This window comes from Peribacillus folii (assembly GCF_030271255.1).
GTDB lineage: Bacteria > Bacillota > Bacilli > Bacillales > DSM-1321 > Peribacillus.
Genome location: NZ_JASJOM010000011.1, coordinates 125,515 through 148,066, shown reverse-complemented (window position 1 = coordinate 148,066; position 22,552 = coordinate 125,515). Strand labels below are relative to the sequence as shown.

Sequence of the window (22,552 nt, the reverse complement as noted above, 5' to 3'; positions counted from 1 at the left end):
TATATGAAAAAAAAGGCGATAATTGCCTCTGAAAAGTACAATCTTTTGGAACATCCGTACATACATTAATAGAGAAAGGGGGGATTTTCATGCAGAATAATTACTTCTTATTCTTTCTTGCCATGTTAACCGGTTTTGCTTTCATCCAACTTCCTGTAGCTGGCACCATTTTCTCCGGTCTTGAAACATTCCTAGATGTAGTCGGAATTGTAATCGTTATCATTTTCGCAATTGCCATCGTTTGGAAGGCGGCACAAGCGTTATTTAAAGGATAATAAATCATGGGGCCAATCCTTTTCGAAGGAAAGGCCTTTTTTATGCTGATTCAGATCTAAATATATGGTCGGTTTGAATGAAAGGTATGGAATTTGTCCCTCAATCCAATAATTCTTCCGCACTAAAAAATCGCCCTCGCAATAGCATGCATATATATCTTCATGTTCCAAACAATAAGAAAAAGGACATGGGGGATATTTCAATGAAAAAAAAGGCGATTTTAATTGTTATTGTATGTTTGATCTGCTCTTTCGGGAGCCCGGCTATGGCGCAATCCTACAACTGGGGTCTTAATAAGGGGAGTAATGGGGTACCTGCGGATGCAGGGAAAAACTTCAATGAAATGCTTCCTAAATATGAAGCGATTTATAAAGGGGATACAACGAAGAAGGATATATATCTAACGTTTGATAACGGGTATGAAAATGGTTATACGGCACAGATATTGGATGTTTTGAAGAAGCATGAGGCTCCTGGGGCTTTTTTCGTTACGGGACATTACTTGAAAACAGCACCTGAGCTGGTTGTCCGGATGGCAAATGAAGGCCATATCGTCGGGAATCATTCGTGGAACCACCCTGATATGACGAGCGTCACGGATGATGTCATCCGCACTGAGCTGGAGCGGGTAAAAAAAGCGACGGAGAAACTAACCGGGCAACAGGGAATGAATTATTTGCGCCCGCCTCGCGGTGTATTTAACGAAAGAACGATGGAGGTTGCAAAAAAAGAAGGATATTACCATATTTTTTGGTCGCTTGCCTATAAGGACTGGATCGTAGACCAGCAGAAGGGAGCGGCATTCGCTCATGATGAAGTGCTGAAACAGATCCACCCTGGGGCGATTTTATTGCTGCATACGGTTTCCAAAGATAACGCGGAGGCACTGGATTCAATTTTGACGGATCTTGAGAAGCAAGGGTATACATTCAGCAGTCTGGATGATTTAATGATTGAAAAGCAATTGCCAAGCAGAATGCTTTATTAATGATGAAAAGCGGGTACCTGTGGTGACATTCAGGTCCCGTTTTTTTCCATTCTCTTCGATTTTAAGTATTATTCCGAGAAACATGCTATAATACGTGGAAAACTGCTAAAGGATGGATCAGTTGTGTGGACGGAAAAATTACAGGTTCAAGGGCCTTATAATTTCGATCTAGTTCTCGAACGATTATCATTAGACCCTCTTCAAGTAGTTGATTTTACGAACAGGACGGTAAAAGTTCCGCTATATATAGAAAAGGAACCTGTCGTTTTGCAGGTTCAGGCAATCGGAAGCATTGATGATCCCTTCTTTATCATAAAAGGTCAATCAGAGGTGTACAGGTCTCAAGCCATTGAACGGTTAAAAAAGGTCTTTCATTGGCATCAGCCATTGGAGAGTGTATCCCGGCATTTCCAGGAATCCGATCTAAAAGATATCTTCGAAGAACATCGCGGAACGGCGATCGTTTTGGATTTCGATTACTACAGTTGCCTCGTCAAATGCATCATACACCAGCAATTGAATTTATCATTTGCCCACACGCTTACGGAACGATTCGTAAAAACCTTTGGGTACCAAATCGATGGTGCTTGGTTTTATCCCACTCCGGCGGCGGCCGCCCAACTAAGGATCGAGCAATTGCGAGCGATTCAATTCAGCGGGCGGAAAGCGGAGTACGTCATCGGGCTTTCCGAGCAAATCGTCCATGGCCATCTTCAACTTGAAGGAATGGAAGAGCTATCCGATCAAGAGGTTATGGATACACTAATAAAAATACGCGGTATCGGCAGATGGACGGCTGAAAACTTTCTGCTTTTCGGACTCGGTAGGCCCAATCTATTTCCTAAAGCCGATATTGGCATTCAAAATGCCCTGAAAAATTTATATAGCCTGCCGCAAAAGCCTACCCAAGAAGAAATGGAAGCCTATAGCGTCAATTGGGCCCCATATTTAAGCTACGCTTCCCTGTATTTATGGAGAAGCATTGAAAAACGGAGTGAAAAGAAATGACAAACCTTCAAGATACAAAATTGGAAGTCGACCAAACCCTTCCACTGACTATTAAACGACTTGGCATTAACGGAGAGGGAGTCGGTTATTTCAAAAAGAAAGTCGTCTTCGTCCCAGGAGCCTTGCCTGGTGAGGAGATTGTAGCCTCGGTCACAAAGGTACAGCAAAATTTCACCGAGGCGAAAATTAAAACCATCCGGAAAGAATCACCGCACCGCATTGCCGCGCCATGTCCGGTATACGCAGAATGCGGCGGCTGTCAATTGCAGCATTTAAGCTATGACCAGCAGCTTGTGGAAAAACGCGATATCGTCATTCAAGCGATGGAGCGTCACACGAAGCTCCCAGTTTCTTCATTAAATATTAAAGAAACGATCGGCATGGAAGACCCTTGGAATTACCGGAATAAAAGTCAGTACCAGGTCGGTCTAAAAGATGGGAAATTGATTGCTGGCCTATACGGCTTGAATTCCCATACATTGATCGACATCCCGAACTGCCTTGTACAGCATAAGGCAACCAATAAAGTAACACGCACAGTGAAAAAGATCCTGAAAAACTTGAACATCTCGATTTATAACGAAAGAAAAAGAAAAGGCGTGATCCGCACGGTCATCACACGGGTAGGCTTTGAAACAGGCGAGGTGCAGGTCGTCCTCGTAACAGGAACGGAAGAAATTCCCCAAAAGGAGCAGCTGCTTAAACAAATTCGCGATCAGCTTCCTGAAGTGAAATCCGTCGTGCAAAACATCAACAACCGTAACACTTCGCTTATTTTTGGTGAGAAAACGATTCATTTGGCTGGCGGAAAAGTCATTAACGAAACGTTAGGGGATTTATCATACGAACTATCTGCCCGGACCTTCTTCCAGCTTAATCCCGTACAAACGGTCCGCATGTATGATGAAGTGAAAAAGGCGGCAGCCCTGACCGGAAAGGAAAAAGTGGTCGATGCCTATTGCGGCGTGGGCACGATCGGACTTTGGCTATCTGAAAATGCTAAAGAGGTTCGCGGAATGGATGTCATCAAGGAATCAATTGAAGACGCCAAGAAAAATGCAAAAAAACATAAACGAAACAATATGCACTACGAAACAGGAAAAGCGGAAAACATCCTGCCGCGCTGGATCAAAGAGGGGTGGAAGCCGGACATGCTCGTCGTCGATCCGCCAAGAACAGGTTGCGATCAAGCGCTGCTGCAAACAATCATGAAGGCCAAACCGAAAAAGATTGTGTACGTTTCCTGCAACCCGTCCACACTGGCAAAGGACCTGCAAGAATTGAGCGTATTTTACGAGGTGCAATCCATACAGCCTGTGGATATGTTCCCGCAAACGAGCCATGTCGAATGTGTCTCGCAACTCATTTTAAAAGAAGGCAACTAACCCGTTTCGGGAGTTGCCTTTTCCTTATTAATTAATCTAGGAAGATCCAGTCGAAATCCATAGCTTGCTTTTTTTGAGAATGATTTTCCTATACGTGAAAAAGTAGAATATGGAGGTTATATCCATAGTGAGAGGATTTGAGTTTGAAATGATAGATAATTTTTGGCGTGATTTACCACGGCCATTTTTTGTACTTGCACCGATGGAAGATGTCACAGATGTTGTTTTTCGTCATGTGGTAAGTGAAGCCGGGCGACCGGATGTATTTTTCACAGAGTTTACAAACTCGGATAGCTATTGTCATCCAGAGGGGATGAAAAGTGTCCGTGGGCGTTTGACGTTTACAGAAGATGAACAGCCAATGGTGGCACATATTTGGGGGGATAATCCCGAGTATTTCCGTCAAATGAGTATTGGCATGGCAGAATTGGGATTCAAGGGAATCGATATCAATATGGGCTGCCCCGTACCGAATGTGGCATCGAGAGGGAAAGGAAGCGGCCTGATTCTGCGTCCAGACGTTGCGGCAGACCTTATTCAAGCAGCCAAAGCGGGCGGGCTGCCTGTCAGTGTGAAAACTCGACTTGGCTTTGAGGATATCAATGAGTGGGAGGAGTGGCTGACGCATATCCTGAAACAGGATATAGCGAACCTTTCCATTCATTTACGGACAAGAAAGGAAATGAGCCAAGTGGATGCCCATTGGGAGATGATTCCGGAAATCAAAAAATTACGGGACCGCATTGCACCCAATACGCTGCTAACAATCAATGGAGACATTCCGGACCGTCAAACCGGGCTGCAGCTTGCTGAAAAATATGGGATTGATGGCGTTATGATCGGGCGGGGCATTTTTAAGAATCCATTCGCTTTTGAAAAAGAACCAAAAGAGCATAGCAGTAAAGAGTACCTTGATCTTTTAAGACTGCAGCTTGATCTTCAAGATCAATATGCGGAAGTGCTGCCACGTTCCATAACAGGTCTTCATCGCTTTTTCAAAATTTATGTCAAAGGATTCCGCGGAGCTGGTGAATTAAGAAACCAACTTATGAATACGAAATCAACAGATGACGTCAGGGCATTGCTTGATAACTTTTCAAAACAAAACGGCGACAGTGAAATGATGTAACTCTCAAAAGGTTTGTCGTGACGAAGCTGAAAATCCGGGTATCCGTATTGGGTCCCGGATTTTCAGCTGTGTTTATTCCCATCCATTTGTGAAATAATGAAGGTACTGTGAAAAAATGAGAAAGAAACAGGAGGTCAATGAATGCATAATCATGATATATTAATCCGGTTAAGGTATGCGCTCGACATAAAAAATAAAGATATGGTAGAGATATTCAAACTTGGGGATATTGACGTGACAAGGGAAGAAGTCATGGAGATGCTCACAAAACCAAAAGATGGTTTTGATGATGACTACGAAGATGATATCGATCATGAGGGCATAAATTGCAATAACATGATGTTGGAGTCCTTTTTAAATGGCTTGATCATTTTTAAAAGAGGGAAGCAAGAGCCAAAGCCGAACCAGCCCGAAAGTTCGGCACCAGCTCCAAGGAACAAGGAAAGCATGAATAATATTCTGCTGAAGAAATTGAAAATAGCCCTGTCGTTGACCAGTGAGGACGTGATTGACATCCTGTATGAAGCGGGAGTCATGATAACCAAAGGGGAATTGAGCGCCATCTTACGAAAAGTCGGGCATAGGAACTATAAAGAGTGCGGCGATAAATATGCGAGGAACTTCTTAAAAGGATTAGCTTATAAATACAGGGGATAAGGTTCGGCGAAGAAGCGGGGCTGCCCCACATTATCAAAATAGTGATGCGGCGTTTTTTAAAACACAGTCCGAAAAAAGCATTTAGAAAGAAGGCTTGGGCCATTGGCTCAAGCCTTTTTCCTGTATTTGTGCATGAATTGAACAAGCCATTCGCTCAATCCGGAGACCTCTACATCCACTTCCGAGCGTTTTCGTATCAGCCTGTTTTTATGGAGAATTAGCAGCCGAAAGCACCCGATATAAACGAAAATCTGACGAAATGATTGGGCGGTTTATGGCGAATTCCTATTTTCAGGAAAAGGGATAATCTGTTTCTTTTTCCGCCCTCTTATTCCAAATTACTGTATATGAAAAATTCAGAAATATATTATTATTTAAAGATATCACTTTAAATACAGTCATTACTAAAACCTACTAAAAATACTATATAAAATAGGATTGTATTAATATAGAATTATATGTATAGTTATTTAAAAATAATAATTTACAGAATGAATGATATAAGAGTTAACTTTTGGATTAAGGAGTTTTGACAAAAGATGTTTAAAGGAAAAAAGGGTAATAAAAAGAAAACGGGTATTAATGCGCATGTGTTAGTTTTCTCGTTAATCGTCATTGCGGCGGTTTTGACATATATTGTTCCTGCAGGCAAATATGAAACGGTTGATGTTAACGGACGCAGCGTCATCGATCCGGAAACATTTAGATTCATCGACAGTGAGCCAGTGGGGCTTTTGGAGCTGTTCAGTGATATTCATACAGGCATGGTCAACGGTGCAGGGACGATTTTCTTCGTTTTAATCATTGGCGGGGTATTCGGCATCATTAGCGCAACAGGGGCACTCGATACGTTTATAACATCTTTTGCCCGAAAGATGGCAAATCGCGAGAAATTGATCATTCCGGTCTTGATGCTGTTTTTTGCGATTTGTGGCGCAACGATGGGAATGTCTGATGAGACGGCAGTTTATGTAGGTTTGCTTGTGCCGCTGACGATCGCTTTAGGCTTTGATGCGGTAACAGGCTTCGCGATCGTCGTGGTCGGTGCCTCGATGGGCTTTACCGCTGGATTCATGAATCCTTTTACAGTAGGCGTTGCACAGGGCATCGCAGAGCTGCCGACCTTTTCTGGCATCGGCTATCGTCTGATCGTATTCGGTATTTTCTATATCATGGCTGTCATTTTCGTTTATCGCCATGCGATGAAGGTGAAGCAGAATCCGGAACTTGGCATTTACGGGAAATTCGGGCGTTTAAATCAGGATATCAAGCAACAGCCAGCTGTGAACATGTCTTTCCGTCATAAAGCGGTACTGGGTGTATTTTTACTTAACTTCATCATTTTGATTTACGGGGTGATGAAATATGAGTGGTATATTACCGAGATCGCCGGTCTGTTTTTGATGTTTGGCATCATCATGGGTATAATCGGTAAACTATCGCCATCCACCATTGCCGATAGCTTTGTGAAAGGTTCCGCGGAACTGATTGGCGGTGCCATCATTATCGGTTTGGCGCAAGGAGTCCTTGTCATTTTTGAATCAGGTGGATTGATGGATACAATCCTTTATTATGCTTCAGATTTATTGAATATGGTGCCTTCGGCGTTTACTGCAGTGGGCATGATGATTTTACAAATCATCATTAACTTCTTGGTCCCTTCAGGAAGCGGACAGGCTGCTCTTACGATGCCTTTGATGTCACCTCTTGCAGACCTTGTAGGTGTGACAAGGCAAACGGCTGTGCTTGCCTTTCAATTCGGGGATGGAATTGCGGCTACCTTATTCCCGACGAATGGTGCGCTCATCGCTTCTCTTACGATAGCGGGAATTCCATGGAACAAATGGGTGAAATGGTATATCCCTTTTTTCATTATTCAATTGATCGTGTGTGCGTTATTATTAGTTGTGGCAGAATGGATGAAATACGGGCCATTTTAGGAAGGAGATTTTTTTCACATGTTTGAAACGTTAGCGAAGCAGGCGGTAGCGGACCGGCGCTACCTTCATGAAAATCCAGAGCTGTCTGGCAGCGAGTGGGAAACGACGAAATTCATACGTGAGCGACTGGAATTATTGGATATCGAGATCCTGGATTTCGAGCCGCCCGGCGTCATTGGTTATATGAAGGGAACGAAGGGCGGGAAAACGATTGCCCTTCGTGCAGACATCGACGCATTGCCCATCCTTGAGGAGGGCGATAAACCGTATATCTCCAAGGTAAGGGGTGTCTCGCATGCTTGCGGACATGACGGTCATACGGCCATCCTGCTTGCGGCAGCCGAATGGTTCAAGCAACCTGGGAATGAAGTGGAACCAAACATCCTATTCATATTCCAATCGGCAGAGGAAATTACGCCAAGTGGTGCCGACCGTCTCATTAAAATGGGTGTGCTGGATAATGTGGATACGATTTTTGGCATTCATTTATGGCAAAGCATGGAAAAGGGAAGGATGGGCTTGAAGGCAGGGGCAGCAATGGCCTCAGTAGATGACTTTGAAGTGAGAATCCAAGGCTCAGGCGGTCACGGAGCAACACCGCATGAAACGGTCGATCCGATTTATATTGCTTCTCATTTAATCCAAGCATACCAAGGAATCATCAGCCGCAAGCTCGATCCTGTTCACTCTGGAGTGTTGACGGTGGGACAAATCGAAGGCGGCAGCACCTATAATGTGATTCCCGATACTGCGAAGCTAATCGGAACCATCCGCGCCCTATCAGTAGGGTCAGTAAAAACGATCCAACAGCAAATGGTTAAAATCACGGAAGGTCTTTGCCAAACTTTTGGTGCAAAAGGGCAAATTGACTTCATCGTAGGGACACCTCCACTTGTGAATGATCCGAAAGAGGCCGCATATGCGGAAACGGTCATTCGAAAAACGTTTGGTGAGGGACGTTTCCAAACGGTTGACGCATATATGGGAGCAGAAGATTTTTCCTATTACTTGCAGAAGAAGCCAGGGGCGTTTATCTTTGTGGGAATGAACAGCGAAAAGAGTGCATACCCGCATCATCATCCAAAATTTGATATCGACGAGGATGTCTTCGCTGATGCGATTGAACTTTTCACGGCGATCGTAAAAGAATATAGCAGTTAAACTGTATGACTCCGGCATTTCTGCGGGGTCATTTTTTTTGATGATGAAAGAATGGGAGTGTAGGAGAGTGTCGACGAGCGCTCCGTTTCAGTTGGAAGATGACGAAAACCCGCATTCCCTGAAATGCGGGTTACAACTCAAGATGAAGCTTTTTGATTTAGATTGATAACCAAATCCATCACTTGTTTTGCTTGATCCTCAAGATGGAGAGATTGCTTCATCAAAGAGTCCATTAACAATGCTTGTTCACTTGTAGAAGTCGCGATTTGCTGGTTTGCGCAACGAGATTCCCGTGAATCATGGAGGATGGACTCAAATACATCATGAATGGTCCTGTTCGTCTCCGTCAATTGAGATATGCTTGATTGGTAGAGACGCAATAGCTGGTTCACACCTTCGTTGGAAGAATAAATCGATCCGAATACCAGCTGCGATTCATTCGCGATTTTCGCTCCTTTTTCCACATTCATGATTGAATATTCCACTTGCTGCTGGATCAATTCCGTTTCGTCTTGAATTTTACTGACAACACGGACAATTTCCTGTGCAGATAAATCCGACTGGTTAGCGAGGTTCCTGACTTCTTCCGCAACGACTGCAAATCCCTTTCCGGCTTCTCCCGCACGTGCTGCCTCTATGGAGGCATTAAGAGCTAAAAGATTAGTCTGATCGGAAATACGGTTTATCATGATTGTGAATTGTTCGATTTCCTGGATCCGCTGTTTAAATCGGTTGAACGTCCCTGCCAACTCTGATACATGTTCATTGACTAATTCAAATTGGATATGAAGCTTCTTCATCAACTGTTGACCTGCATCCACATGACCGCTGGTCGAAACCGAGTTGTCGGAAACCTCATTCGTGCGCTTGCCAAGGTCAAGGACCTGTTCCTCCATGCTCTTCAGCTTCATCATATTGGCTTCCGTCAGGTCCAGATTGCGCTCCGTTTTTAGAGCCATGCCCTGGATATTGGCATTAATTTGGGCTGAAGCACTATTTGTTTCCTGACTCGTTCCCTTAATTTCCGAGGAGACAAGCAGCATTTCTTGTGACATCATATCCAATGCCGTAAGCAGCTCCAAGGTTTTTTGCTCGATTTTGCTGTTTTGCTCCGATAGGGTTTTTTTCATCGACTTTTTATGTAAAAGCAGGACGATTGTTGCCCCGCTAGTCAAAATTAAAAAAACAGCGTGGACCAACAGAAGCGAAAACGCATAATTGGATGTTCCGCAAAGGAGCTCCGGAAATATGAAGTAACCTGCCAGGTGTTGTATGGCAAAAATCATCGTACTCAACAGGACAAGCTGGATGGAATCAAAGAAAGCAATCAAAGCAATGACCATGAAAATTGAAAAATGATATTCAATCAAACCATTTCCCCCGGCTATCATCGATATGGATGAAAAGGTGAGGCAGAGCGTGATGAACCGCGGCAGCAATGGATGATTTATATTTTTCTTATAGAAAATACTGGCCATAACGAAGAATAGGATAGGCAGTACAAACAATATGAATAAAGAAAACGTAAGGTGAGAAGGGAGCTGAGCTATTCCCCGCATAATAAGATAGTCTTGCAGAAACCCCGTGTACCTGTGCAGGATGTGGATGAAAATCGCCATTAAAACCGTTCCTCCACTAAACAGCAACATTAAATAATTTCCTTTGAATTTATTCATGGTCAAACTCCTCAATCAGTTAATAATCCCGAAAAAAAAAGCCAACTAAACATAACGTTTAATTAGCCGGTTGCGCTACTGACTCCAAACTATCCAAGCGCCCATATACGGATAGTCCTTCAAAGTCTCAGGATTTAGATAACAACTATATCGGTTCGGATCTTGAAATATTAATGATTTAAAATAGCTCAACAAAAATATTTTCGAAGAATCTGAAATGGTTTTTTATCCATTATCTTCCTTATTTATAAGTGGCGTTTCTCCTGCTTTCATTCCGACTGACTTTTTCATTTCCGTGTTTAAAGTTACCCGTAATTTTGGCGAGAAGTAATTGGACCTCCCATCTGTTGTCTGCACAGTCATTCAGTTTTTTTATCAGCCGTTCGGCTTCTTTCGCTTTTACGATCTTGATTTGCTTCTTATTGAAGTAAATGATTATGGTCGCTTTTTTTGTAAGGATATAAGTGAAGGGTTCTTCCAATAATTTATTTCTTTTATCTGTTTTGCTCATTGCATGTCTCCTTTTCATGAAGTTTTCGCCATATGCGGCCTTTTTCATATTAAGATGCCGGTAATTTTGAGGGGGTGGGAAAAACATCCATAAATATTATTTGAAGAAAATAATATTTATTCGAAAAATTCATATTATAATACTTTATTCTTATGCTATATTATAGGGAGAATTATTTATTATCACGAAAACAAAGAATTGGAGTGATTTCAATGAAGAAACTTGGTTTACTTAGTTTGTTTTTGATTTTGACCATCTTTATCTCCGCATGTGGGAGCAATGATGGGAAAAATGCAGGTGAGGAAAAGGAAAATGAAAAAGTATATAAAGTTGGCGTGGATACGACATATCCACCGTTTGAATTCAAAGAAGGAAACGAATATAAAGGCATTGATATTGATTTAATCAAGGCAATAGCGAAAGACCAGAATTTCAAAATCAAGCTATCTCCAATGGATTTCGGCGGAATCATTCCAGCCATGCAGGCCAATCAGCTTGATGTGGCCATTGCAGGCATGAGCATTACCGAAGATAGAAAAAAAATTGTTGATTTCTCGACACCGTATTTCGATGCTGGCCTGACTGTCGTGGTTACAAAAGATAACAAGACCACTAAATCGGTTGCTGACCTAAAAGGGAAGACAGTAGCGGTCAAAAAAGGGACAACCGGTGCTAAATACGCACAGGATAATGCCAGTAAATTAAAGATTAAAGTGGTCCAGTTCAATGATTCTCCAGCGATGTTCCAGGAAGTTTCGAATGGTAATGCCGATGCACTCATCGAAGATTATCCCGTCATCTCCTATGCCATCGCCCAAAAAGACCTTGGCTTGAAAACCGTAGGTGACCGCTTGAATGGGGACCAGTATGGAATTGCTGTATTGAAAGGCGAAAACAAAGAACTATTGAAGAAAATAAATGATGGACTTGCCAATCTCAAAAAAGACGGCAAGTATGATGAAATCATAAAAACGTATCTTGCTGAATAGATTAAAGGCTCAATAAGCGCGCCTAAGGCGCGCTTTCTTTTTCGGAGGGGTGAAAGGTATGGATATTATAGCTGCGGCTTTACCTATGTTGGTAAAAGGGCTTCAGGTGACGCTTTACATCTTTGTGATTGCCATTATCCTCGGTTTTTTGATTGGTTTAGTAGTCGCTCTGCTGCGACTTGCCCCTATCAAGATCTTGAACTGGATCGCAAAGATTTATGTGGATGCAATACGAGGGACACCGTTCATCGTGCAGCTGTTTTTTATTTATTTCGGAGTGAATTCACTGAATATCATTTCATTGAACAGTACGACAGCGGGAATCATCACCGTTGCGATCAATGCGGGAGCATATTTTGCTGAAATAATAAGAGCGGGGATACAATCCATCGATAAAGGCCAAACGGAGGCGGCAAGGTCAATCGGGTTCACAGGAACTCAAACGATGCGCTATGTCGTGCTGCCGCAAGCCTTCAGGCGGATGCTCCCTACAATAACGAACCAATCGATCATTAGCTTGAAAGATACATCCTTATTGTCGGTCATCGGGATCGCCGATTTAACGCAGCAAGGCCAGATTCAAGCTTCGGCAACGTTTGAGGCATTCAAGATCTGGCTGGTCGTAGGTGTCATTTACTTTATCATCATTTATCTGATCACCCTTATTGCCAATTTCATTGAAAGGAGGGTCCAAGTGCGATGAGCATCATTACTGTAAAGAATTTGAGAAAATCCTTTGGAGCTGTAGAAGTTTTAAAAGATATTAATGCAGAAGTGCAGGAAAAGGAAGTCATTTGTGTAATCGGGCCTTCTGGATCTGGAAAAAGTACATTTTTAAGATGCCTGAACCTTCTAGAGGAGGTTACAGGCGGTGAAGTGATCGTAAACGGACATAATATCACCGATCCGAAAGGGAAAATCAATATAAATAAAGTGCGGCAAGAGGTTGGCATGGTCTTTCAGCATTTCAATCTATTTCCTCATAAGACCGTGCTCGAAAACATCACATTGGGCCCGATCAAGATCCGTGCCACCGAGAAAGCCGAGGCCGGTAAATTGGCGCTAGAGCTATTGGATAAGGTGGGCTTGCGGGAAAAGGCTAACAGCTATCCAGGGGAGCTTTCCGGCGGACAAAAGCAGCGGGTCGCGATCGCAAGGGCACTGGCAATGAATCCAAAGATCATGCTATTCGACGAGCCTACTTCAGCACTTGATCCTGAAATGGTCGGGGATGTTTTAGAGGTAATGAAGCAGCTTGCCAAGGAGGGCATGACAATGGTCGTCGTCACGCATGAGATGGGCTTTGCCCGCGAAGTCGGTGACCGCGTCATTTTCATGGATGGCGGGTACATTGTTGAAGAAAATGAACCTGGTGAATTATTCGGCAATCCTCAGCATGAAAGAACCAAATCCTTCTTGGGTAAGGTGCTATAACAAAAATCATGAGCTGGCCGGTCAAATAAGTGAGCCATGACAGAAGTTGTGCATAAAGTGTGGATAAAGGAATGTGGACATGAGGGGCAACCCGATTGTCCATCCCCTTGCCTTCACTTTGTGCATAACTTTTTTTATTTATGAAAAAGAAACCTTTTTTAGGTACATAGGGAGTTCAGCCTGTGGTGTCTCACGATGAAGCGTATTTCCCACAGGAGTCTCGTTGCCTTCCATTCCAATCCACTTACATTTAACTAAAAGATAGGAAGGTGCCTTTGCCGTATTTGACCATCAAGATTCTGCCATTGAATAGGCGGTGGATATGAATGTTTCAAACGAGTCGTTCCATTTCATCGGGGAGTACAGGTCTCTTTCCTATACCTAGCGATATTATTTGTATTTTTCATTTCAGCCACCATAAACTTCGTGAAAGAAAATATCAGTTAGTCCTGTTTCCTGACTTACCTTGAGAACTTTTATGGTTATATTTATAAATGGTTGGAAGTAACTATTATAATCAGCCGGTTTAAGCGAGTGAACTCCCCCTAAAATAATTAGTCATTTTACCTACTAAACAAGGTAAGGCCCTGATGTGATGAGTATATAAAAAGTATAGGCGGCACCAAGATGAAAATCGTGTTATGTAACGTTTTAAATGTAAGTAATGAGGAGGATCATTAATGAAATATAGCAAAGGCTCGTATATTCCCATATAAAACCCCTTGGGGGCGGATTGGTTTTACGCCTTCAGAAGTGTGATTTTGAAGCTCTTCATGCCTGGTATATTGGCAGGACTTTATGGGCATTCAGTGAGGCCGTCGGGGAAATTTCCAACTCCGGTGCTGCAGTATACGATATTCAATGGACCGATTTCCATTGAAATCATGCTGCGGAGATTCAATAAGGGGAAGGCTGCCGCTTATGGGATGGTTCAAATCAATTGTTTTCGTGCTCTTTATTTCGAACGGTTTTTTGGGGAATCAAGGTGCCAAAGGCCTAATAAAGCGGGGGTAAGAAAATGGGTAAGCTTGATGAATTTATCAAAAATGAAGGCAGTGCTTTTCCTGGGAAAACATATGCAGAAGAGCTCCTGATGCCTGTTTTTAATGATCAAAGAGATTACTTGTTTCATGCGATGTTCGATATTCATCGGGCACATGTGGTCATGCTTTCGGAACAAAAGATCATTAAGCAAACTGAAGCGAAAATTATGCTGGAGGGCATCCGGAAAGTGGCTCAGACAGATCTCACCGCGCTTGCCTATGAACCGCCATTCGAAGACTTGTTTTTCATGATGGAGGCCAAGATCGGTGATGAAATCGGCCATGAGCTAGCTGGCCAAATCCATATTGGCCGCAGTCGCAATGATATGGGGGTAGCGATGTACCGGCTTATATTAAGAGATCATCTGCTTCAATTGATCGGTCATGTAGATGGTTTGCGTGAAGTCTTCCTCCTGCAGGCAGAGAAGCATGCAGAAACTTATATAACTGGCTATACACATACTCAGCCGGCCCAGCCAACAACATTGGGCCATTATTTCCTGGCCATTCATGATGTTCTTCAAAGAGATGCAGGCAGGCTATGGGCAGCTTACGAAACGGTGAACCAGTCTCCACTTGGTGCCGCCGCATTGACAACGACGGGCTTTCCGATATGCCGTCATCGCACTGCTGAATTGCTTGGGTTCGATTCGATTATTGAAAATTCCTATGACTCGATTGCCGGTGCCGATTATTTAGTGGAAACTGCGACGGCGATCATGACGTGCATGATCGATGCCGGAAGATGGATCCAGGATTTCTTGCAGCATGTCACAAGGGAGTTTGGTACATTTCATGTGGCAGATCCATATGTCCAAGTAAGCAGCATCATGCCGCAAAAAAGGAATCCGGTTTCCATTGAACATTCCCGCTCCATTGCAAGCAGTGCGTATGGTGATGCCCTTGCTGCCATGAATATGATCCACAATACGCCATTTGGCGATATTGTCGATACGGAAGATGATTTGCAGCCGCATTTGTACCGGGCTTTTTCGAAAGCTGGCCGTGTCATGAAACTTATGTATGCCGTCATTGCCACGTTGAAGGTGAATGAAGCACATACGAAGGGAATGGCGGCAAAATCCAGTATAACGGTTACTGAGTTGGCCGATACACTCACAAGGGACCATAAGATACCATTCAGAAGTGCCCACTCGATAGCCAGTCAGATTGCAAGCCGTTCATTAAGTGAAGGGAAAGAGCTATATGATTGGGAAATAGCAGACATTAACAAGATGATGAATGAATTCGTTTCAGTAACTATTTCGGGAGATGAATGGAAAAAAGTCATCTCCCCTGAGTACTTTGTCAAGATAAGAAGCATCCAAGGCGGACCAAGCCCAAAAGAGGTATCAAGGATGATAGTGGAGAGAAAACAAAGACTGGAGAAACAGGTGCAGGATTGCAGGAACACGGTAAAAGCATTGAAGGACCGAAGGAAGGCTTTATTGGAGTTTTGATGCATCCAGGGCATAAAGGGACGTGCAAAAATCCAGTTCAACAAGCGAAAGGCCCAGTCTTATGACCGGGCCTTTTAATGTCATTTAGATGTTTGCGTTAGTAAAGAGCAGGTCATGTCTGAGCCGCCCTCTTACTGAACGCAAGGCTTACCAGGAGCATCACCAAGAAATTGACCGCTAGTGCGATGATTCCGACATTCAAATCCTTCGCCGCTTGCGGCAAGGATGGAAACAGGGTTCCAATCGTCGACTGACTGATGGTGATGCAGGTGACGATGGCCAACCCGCTGATGATGCCGGCAATTGCACCATATTTATTGATAGGATTATTTCTTTTCAAACTAAAGAGAAGGGACGGGAAGAGCTGTGTAATGAGACTGTATCCCATCAGGATCAATGCTGACATCGTATCGCCGCCGTTCAAGGTAAAGTAGACGGCGATAAGGGCTATGATGGGCACAAGAGATTTCGCCAATCTTACGATGTGCCTATCCGATGCGGCAGGTGCCATTTCCTTATAGACGTTTTTCGCGAGCAGCGTAGCGACACTCATCAATAGCATCGATCCCGGCACCAGTGCGGTCAGTAATCCTGCCCCGCCAATTATGCCGATGAACCATGGATCGAACGTTTCGATCGAAAGACGGAGCAAGGAAAGGTCGGCATCCGCACCGACGAGCCCGGGTACTTTCAATATGGCTGTGAACCCCACGAAAAACACGAATAATAGCATGAGTGTATAGATGGGGCTGATGATGGCATTTTTGCGAAAGACCTTCCCGCTGCGCGCTGAATATACCGCACTGAAAACCTGCGGCCACATATAGAATCCGAACACGAGCAGGATTACCGTGGAGATGAACCATGATACGCTAAGCCCCTCGTCAGGAAGCTTCAGAAAACCGGGTTTAGCTGCGTCAACGGCTTCAAACATCGGTTGAAAACCGCCAAAATAATGAAGGGGCAAATAAATCCCCAAAAATCCTATAATGACAATCATCAAGGTATCTTTAATGACTGCAGTCCAGACGGATCCATGTATACCGGATATCATGACATAAATGGTCAGGCTGAGGGCCCCCATCCAAACCGCCGCTGACATGGAAATGCCACCATAAGATGCTTCGGATACGATGATTCCCAACCCCTTCAGCTGTACGACGATTACTGGAATCATCGACACCACACCGACGACCGCCGCCAAAATGCCGAGGAAAGGACTTTTATATTTGCTAACAAAAAAGTCGGATTGGGACATCAGTTCATTTTCCGTGGCATATTTCCATATTTCCGGTAGGAGCCAATAAGATAAGACGTAAGACAATGTAATATAAATGAGAACATACAAGGCGGGTGCACCCTTGCCGTAGGCCCAGCCGCTGCCGCCAAGAAAGGAGAAGGTCGTATAAATTTCCCCTGCCATCAATAAAAAGACGAAGATCGCCCCAAACCCGCGTCCGCCGACTGTCCATTGCTCGAGGTTCATATCCTTTCCTCTGGAGGAGCGAATGCCTAGAAATATCGATAAAAGTAAAAATGCCAAAATAATGATAAGGGCACTATTCATTCCTGGTCACCTTCGCGATTCCTTGGATCCAGCTTATACATGATGCCCAAAATGACAGAGGTAAGGACCACCCACATCGACATCCAGAACATATTGAAGGGCATTCCCAAAACATAAGGCTCTATCCTATTCACAAAAGGCAGGAACCCTAGTATACCTATAAAAGGAACTAGTGTAAGGATATATATCATCTTCATAAAACAAACCCCTCCGTTTTATATAAAGTGAAGCGTCCGCCAACTTCCATAATCAATCGGCCGATGATATATAGCTTACACTATTTTGAAATAAAATCTAATGTGGGTGCCTACAATTTTATACGGTCCCTGCCATGGGTAGGCTTCAGCTTAATCCTACCGATTTTTATATTGATAAAGGATTGCCAATAAAATGAACCAGATCGGCGTCATCATCAGTGGGAGTCGTGTAGCTTCAGCGAATAGCATCACCAGGAGGATGAATACGAATAATCCTAGGATCAAGTAATTGATGAAGGGTGTGAGCGGTGCCCTGAAAGTCGATTCGGCCCTTAAGTCAGGTCGCGTTTTCGTATATTTGATATGGGAGATCAAGATGATGCTCCATACCCAGATGAAACAGATGGCACTGATGGTCGTCACGACCGTAAAGGCCTGTTCGGGGATCAATTTGCTTAGCAACGCCCCTAATGAGACGACGATTGTCGATGTAAATAAAGCATTGCTTGGGACAGCCTGCTTATTTAAATGTGCCAGTTTGGCAGAGGCTTCGCCATTTCGGCTTAATGTATAGAGAATGCGGCTCGTTGAAAATAAACCGCTGTTGCATGCCGAAGCGGCAGATGTCAACACAACGAAATTGATGATTCCTGCAGCGACAGGAATGCCGATTAACGCAAAGACTTCAACAAATGGGCTGCTTGTTGCATCCAACTGCGTCCAAGGGTTCACAACCAGGATGACGAATAAAGCTCCTACGTAGAACAGTAGAATCCTGACTGGTATTTTGTTGATGGCAGACGGGATGTTTTTTCTGGGGTTCGCCGTTTCCGCTGCAGAAACCCCAACGAGTTCGACGCCTACAAAAGAGAACACGACCAATTGTAAAGATAAAAGGAAGCCTGACATGCCATTTGGGAACATGCCGCCATGACTCCATAGATTCGTTACGGACACCGTTCCCGTGCTTGTTTTGAAGCCGATGATCAACAAAATGATTCCGGCGATGATCATGGCGATGATCGTGATCACCTTAATGATGGCAAACCAGAATTCCAACTCGCCAAATAGCTTGACGGTCAGAAGGTTCAGTCCTAACAAAATCACAAGGCATACAAGGGCCGGTATCCATTGAGGGATATCGAACCAGTATTGCATATAGACCCCGACGGCAATGATGTCGGCCATTGCGGTCATGATCCAACAGAACCAATAGGTCCATCCCGTAACGAATCCAGCCCACGGGCCGACATATTCGCTAGCGAATTCGGTGAATGATGTGTAACCTGCGTTGGATAAGAGCAGCTCACCTAAAGCCCTCATGACAAAAAATAAGGCTATCCCTATGAGTAGATACGAAAAGATGATGGATGGACCTGCCAATTGAATGGCTTTTCCCGACCCCAAAAATAAACCGGTTCCAATCGTTCCTCCTATTGCAATCAATTGTACGTGACGATTTTGTAAATCTCTTTTTAACTCCTGTTTAGCCATTCCGTAAGCCCCCATCTTTTCAAAGTCTTAGTAGTGAAAATCATTTCTAACCGGCATGGTCATGGAGAGAGGGACGTGAAATCCGCTTTTTTTTTACGTTCCATCAAAAAGTGAACAATAAAAAAAGAGATTGGATAATACCAATCTCTTAAAGGGTTCAGAATAACAATTTATCATTCGTTACTCTTCTGTCCTTTTGCCTGAGATTGTGAATCCTTCGGCGCTGCATCTTGTACAGTCTCTCCAGAAGCTGCTCCTGCTATAGTGTTATCCATAGCGTTCATCGCTTGCTTGTATGCGGTTGTCAACAAATGTCCTTCGCTGTAAGCTATGCCTTCACGATAAAACATTCATTATTCTTATAAAATAATATTGGAATTCTATCACTTATTATCCTATTGGTCAACCAATTATTTTTGATAGGAGACTGTTATAAACCCCAAGAAAAATCATCACTTTAAAATAATTACTATCATGAAATAAAAAATATCATTTTTTCAAAATCATAGTTTTGTAAATGTAAAATGAATAAGATATTTTTGCCAGCTGTTTTTTTGAAAAATACATTTGTATTTTTACAGAATATTAACTATTATAAGATAAGAAAATAAAATTGAACTGTTATTCAAATAATAAAACGAAAGAGACCAATAGAGAGTCAGATAGTGTGAGCTTAGAAAAATCACCAGGAGGAGTCAATCATGTCAAACAAAGATTTGAAGAGAGGACTGGAGGCACGTCATATTCAAATGATAGCCTTGGGCGGAACAATCGGGGTCGGGTTATTCATGGGATCGGCAAGCACGATCAAATGGACGGGTCCCTCCGTAATGCTTGCATATGCCATCGCAGGTATTTTTATTTTTTTCATCATGCGTTCCATGGGGGAAATGCTTTATTTGGAGCCGACTACAGGCTCTTTCGCAACCTTTGCGAGCAGTTATATCCATCCATTGGCTGGTTATATGACCGCATGGAGCAACTGGTTTCAGTGGGTGATTGTCGGAATGTCCGAGATCATTGCCGTCGGCTTGTATATGCAGTATTGGTTCCCAGGGCTGCCTGCCTGGATTCCCGGGGTGGTTGCCATGATCATTTTGGGGGCCGCCAACCTTATTTCCGTAAAGTCTTTCGGGGAATTTGAATTTTGGTTCGCACTTATCAAAATCATCACGATCGTATTGATGATCATTGCCGGTATCGGCCTCATTTTCTTCGGTATCGGAAATGACTTTAACCCTATTGGATTATCGAATCTTTGGGCAAATGGCGGCTTTTTCACCGGTGGCTGGACAGGATTCTTCTTTGCACTGTCCCTTGTGGTGGCATCCTACCAAGGGGTTGAGCTGATTGGTATTACGGCCGGTGAAGCAAAAAATCCAACAAAGACGGTTACCAAGGCGATCCAATCAATCATTTGGCGGATTTTAATTTTTTATATCGGTGCCATTTTCGTCATCGTGACAGTCTTCCCTTGGAATCAATTGGATGAGATAGGCAGTCCATTCGTTTCAACCTTTGCAAAAATTGGTATCACGGCTGCTGCAGGAATCATTAACTTTGTCGTAATAACGGCAGCTATGTCTGGCTGTAACAGCGGGATATTCAGTGCAGGAAGAATGCTTTATACGCTGGCTCAAAACGGCCAAGCACCAAAAATCTTTGCAAAAGTTTCGAAAAACGGCGTACCTGCCTATTGTACGATCGCTGTCCTATTGGGATTGGGCATCGGTGTTATCCTGAACTACATTGCACCGCCTGAAGTATTCCTTTATGTATACAGTGCAAGTGTTTTACCTGGGATGATCCCATGGTTTGTCCTGCTCATCAGTGAGCTGAGGTTCAGGAAGGTAAATGCCGCACAAATGGAAAAACATCCATTCAAAATGCCCTTGGCCCCCTTCAGCAATTATGCGACGATCGCCTTTTTACTGATGGTGCTTGTCGGTATGTGGATTAATCCGAGCACAAGGGTTTCCCTGCTTGTCGGAATCATTTTCCTGGCCTTGGTCGCGGTAAGCTATTATTTGCTGAAAATGGATAAGCGAACGCCATTACAGGATGACGAGATTTAAGATAAGTCACTCTAAAGAGAGTAGGCTTGCTGCATGAACATTTGCAGCATTGAAAAAGAAACAAAAATTTCTCAGGATAGTGCTAGATAATTTAGTTCATAAATTGTTATTGAGCTTATAGATCGAAAGTATTATAATGGAATTACAAACTCATTGATATGGGGTAACCGCAAGTTGCCTTGATATCCTGATTTTTATATGTATGACGTGATGAGATGGATAACTGGTAGGTAAACTGCTTAGTCATTAGCCCATCATAAAATAGGCTGTGTATGCAATTGTACACAATTTATTTTATGGTGGGCTTTTTTGTTTTTCCCCATGCTAATTAAATGATGCGCATATAGTTGAATCTTTTTCCAAATCGTTTGGCCATAATGATATTGAAGTTAATATAAAAGGAGTGACATGTATGCTGACACACGAAGAAATTATGAAAGCACTAAAACACGTCGAAGATCCCGAGTTGCATAAAAGTATCGTCGATTTAAATATGGTAAGAAATATTGAAATAGATGGGGCAAATGTCGAACTTGAAGTGGTATTGACGATATCCGGATGCCCTTTAAAGGCAAGGATAAAGGAGGATGTCGAAAATTCCCTTAAAGGGATAGGCGCCGCAGAAGTGTCATTGACCTTTGGCTCCATGACACCGGAGGAACGTGCTGTCTTGACGAAAACCTTGAAACAAAATGCCACAACAGAGACGGGGATGCCAAGCATGCTGCGACCGGAATCAGGTGTCCAATTCATTGCGGTGACGAGCGGGAAAGGAGGCGTGGGGAAATCGACGGTGACCGTGAACCTTGCCACCGCATTGGCCCGTATGGGAAAAAAAGTAGGTATTTTGGATGCTGATATATATGGATTCAGCATTCCAGCCATGATGGAAGTGAAACAAAAACCAACCATGCTTGATAAAACCGCCATTCCGGTTGTAAGTCACGGCGTTAAAGTGATGTCCATGGGATTCTTTACAGATAATAACAACCCGGTCATGTGGAGAGGGCCGATGCTTAATAAATGGATTCAAAATTTCCTTGCGAATACACATTGGGGCGACCTGGATTATCTTCTTCTGGATTTACCTCCGGGCACGGGAGATGTAGCGATCGATGTAGCCGCGATGATCCCCCAGGCTAGGGAAATCATCGTCACGACTCCCCATAATGTCGCTTCTTATGTTGCGTCAAGGGCAGGTGCGATGGCAAAACATACAAAACATGAGGTGATGGGGATCGTGGAGAATATGTCTTATTATGAAGAACAAGACGGTTCCAGGAATTATCTTTTCGGAAAGGGCGGCGGTGATATGCTGGCCCACCGTATTGGGTCTGAAGTCATTGCCAGGATTCCTTTTGCAAAGAGAGAGGAAAATAATCATTCGAATGTATATGATGAAGATTCGCTAACTGGTGAAATGTTCACGTCTTTAGCTCAGGACGTCGTTCATAGAGGACAAATATCATACCAGTGAATAGGGGATTATGGCCAATGTATAGCACCTATGAAAAAGTATAGAATTCTTTAAGAAGAATATAATTGTAAGGATGTTTTATAAT

The 22,552-nt window shown here is 43.4% G+C and carries 19 protein-coding genes and 2 riboswitches; of the genes, 14 read left to right on the top strand and 5 right to left on the bottom strand.

Going from position 1 to position 22,552, the window contains the following annotated elements; genetic code table 11:
- Window positions 1-89 precede the first annotated feature (89 nt).
- The 8 genes from QNI08_RS18280 to QNI08_RS18245 all read left to right on the top strand — a co-directional run bounded on the left by QNI08_RS18280 (window position 90) and on the right by QNI08_RS18245 (window position 8,544).
- Window positions 90-275 (top strand): hypothetical protein, encoded by a 186-nt coding sequence (locus tag QNI08_RS18280; RefSeq protein ID WP_285768835.1) that lies wholly within the window; start codon window positions 90-92, stop codon window positions 273-275.
- Window positions 276-478: 203 nt separating this feature from the next.
- Window positions 479-1,264 carry a delta-lactam-biosynthetic de-N-acetylase gene (gene pdaA, locus QNI08_RS18275; RefSeq protein WP_285768834.1) on the top strand — a complete coding sequence of 262 codons (786 nt, stop codon included), beginning with the start codon at window positions 479-481 and terminating at the stop codon, window positions 1,262-1,264.
- A gap of 123 nt (window positions 1,265-1,387) precedes the next feature.
- Window positions 1,388-2,272, top strand: a complete 885-nt coding sequence (locus QNI08_RS18270; RefSeq protein ID WP_285768833.1) for a DNA-3-methyladenine glycosylase family protein — start codon at window positions 1,388-1,390, stop codon at window positions 2,270-2,272.
- Window positions 2,269-3,657 carry a 23S rRNA (uracil(1939)-C(5))-methyltransferase RlmD gene (gene rlmD, locus QNI08_RS18265; RefSeq protein ID WP_285768832.1) on the top strand — a complete coding sequence of 463 codons (1,389 nt, stop codon included), beginning with the start codon at window positions 2,269-2,271 and terminating at the stop codon, window positions 3,655-3,657. Before QNI08_RS18270 ends, rlmD begins: the two co-directional genes overlap by 4 nt.
- Before the next feature lie 127 nt (window positions 3,658-3,784).
- Entirely contained in the window at window positions 3,785-4,786 is a 1,002-nt protein-coding gene (locus QNI08_RS18260; protein ID WP_285768831.1) for a tRNA dihydrouridine synthase, read from the top strand.
- Between the two features lie 141 nt (window positions 4,787-4,927).
- On the top strand, window positions 4,928-5,443 hold the full coding sequence (locus QNI08_RS18255; protein WP_285768830.1) for a YehS family protein: 516 nt from the start codon (window positions 4,928-4,930) through the stop codon (window positions 5,441-5,443).
- Between the two features lie 539 nt (window positions 5,444-5,982).
- On the top strand, window positions 5,983-7,383 hold the full coding sequence (locus QNI08_RS18250; RefSeq protein WP_285768829.1) for a YfcC family protein: 1,401 nt from the start codon (window positions 5,983-5,985) through the stop codon (window positions 7,381-7,383).
- Between the two features lie 18 nt (window positions 7,384-7,401).
- Window positions 7,402-8,544, top strand: a complete 1,143-nt coding sequence (locus tag QNI08_RS18245) for a M20 metallopeptidase family protein (protein WP_285768828.1) — start codon at window positions 7,402-7,404, stop codon at window positions 8,542-8,544.
- Window positions 8,545-8,681: 137 nt separating this feature from the next.
- On the opposite strand, the gene QNI08_RS18240 is transcribed toward QNI08_RS18245, so the two are convergent.
- A complete protein-coding gene (locus tag QNI08_RS18240; protein ID WP_285768827.1) occupies window positions 8,682-10,220 on the bottom strand; it encodes a methyl-accepting chemotaxis protein in 1,539 nt (512 codons plus the stop codon).
- Between the two features lie 57 nt (window positions 10,221-10,277).
- A riboswitch (cyclic di-GMP riboswitch) is annotated at window positions 10,278-10,359 on the bottom strand.
- A 102-nt stretch (window positions 10,360-10,461) separates the two neighbouring features.
- Window positions 10,462-10,731, bottom strand: coding sequence for a hypothetical protein (locus QNI08_RS18235; protein ID WP_285768826.1), 270 nt, complete (start codon window positions 10,729-10,731; stop codon window positions 10,462-10,464).
- Window positions 10,732-10,943: 212 nt separating this feature from the next.
- Here QNI08_RS18235 and QNI08_RS18230 point away from each other — a divergent pair, with 212 nt between their 5' ends.
- The 4 genes from QNI08_RS18230 (at window position 10,944) to argH (ending at window position 15,657) form a co-directional block, all read left to right on the top strand.
- A complete protein-coding gene (locus tag QNI08_RS18230) occupies window positions 10,944-11,720 on the top strand; it encodes a transporter substrate-binding domain-containing protein (RefSeq protein ID WP_285768825.1) in 777 nt (258 codons plus the stop codon).
- Window positions 11,721-11,778: 58 nt separating this feature from the next.
- A complete protein-coding gene (locus QNI08_RS18225) occupies window positions 11,779-12,423 on the top strand; it encodes an amino acid ABC transporter permease (protein ID WP_285768824.1) in 645 nt (214 codons plus the stop codon).
- Entirely contained in the window at window positions 12,420-13,154 is a 735-nt protein-coding gene (locus tag QNI08_RS18220; RefSeq protein ID WP_285768823.1) for an amino acid ABC transporter ATP-binding protein, read from the top strand. Before QNI08_RS18225 ends, QNI08_RS18220 begins: the two co-directional genes overlap by 4 nt.
- Before the next feature lie 1,018 nt (window positions 13,155-14,172).
- Window positions 14,173-15,657 carry an argininosuccinate lyase gene (argH, locus tag QNI08_RS18215; RefSeq protein ID WP_285768822.1) on the top strand — a complete coding sequence of 495 codons (1,485 nt, stop codon included), beginning with the start codon at window positions 14,173-14,175 and terminating at the stop codon, window positions 15,655-15,657.
- Window positions 15,658-15,769: 112 nt separating this feature from the next.
- On the opposite strand, the gene QNI08_RS18210 is transcribed toward argH, so the two are convergent.
- The 3 genes from QNI08_RS18210 to QNI08_RS18200 form a co-directional block, all read right to left on the bottom strand.
- Entirely contained in the window at window positions 15,770-17,224 is a 1,455-nt protein-coding gene (locus QNI08_RS18210; protein WP_285768821.1) for a sodium:solute symporter family protein, read from the bottom strand.
- Complete coding sequence (locus tag QNI08_RS18205) at window positions 17,221-17,421, bottom strand: DUF3311 domain-containing protein (RefSeq protein ID WP_064464075.1); 201 nt, start codon at window positions 17,419-17,421, stop codon at window positions 17,221-17,223. The genes QNI08_RS18210 and QNI08_RS18205 overlap by 4 nt, the downstream gene beginning before the upstream one ends.
- Window positions 17,422-17,577: 156 nt before the next feature.
- Complete coding sequence (locus tag QNI08_RS18200; RefSeq protein ID WP_285768820.1) at window positions 17,578-18,915, bottom strand: amino acid permease; 1,338 nt, start codon at window positions 18,913-18,915, stop codon at window positions 17,578-17,580.
- Window positions 18,916-19,093: 178 nt separating this feature from the next.
- Window positions 19,094-19,172: riboswitch (glycine riboswitch) on the bottom strand.
- A 444-nt stretch (window positions 19,173-19,616) separates the two neighbouring features.
- Between QNI08_RS18200 and QNI08_RS18195 the strand changes: the two genes are divergently transcribed.
- A complete protein-coding gene (locus tag QNI08_RS18195; protein WP_285768819.1) occupies window positions 19,617-20,990 on the top strand; it encodes an amino acid permease in 1,374 nt (457 codons plus the stop codon).
- A gap of 412 nt (window positions 20,991-21,402) precedes the next feature.
- Window positions 21,403-22,467, top strand: a complete 1,065-nt coding sequence (locus QNI08_RS18190) for a P-loop NTPase (RefSeq protein ID WP_285768818.1) — start codon at window positions 21,403-21,405, stop codon at window positions 22,465-22,467.
- The last annotated feature ends 85 nt before the right edge of the window (window positions 22,468-22,552 follow it).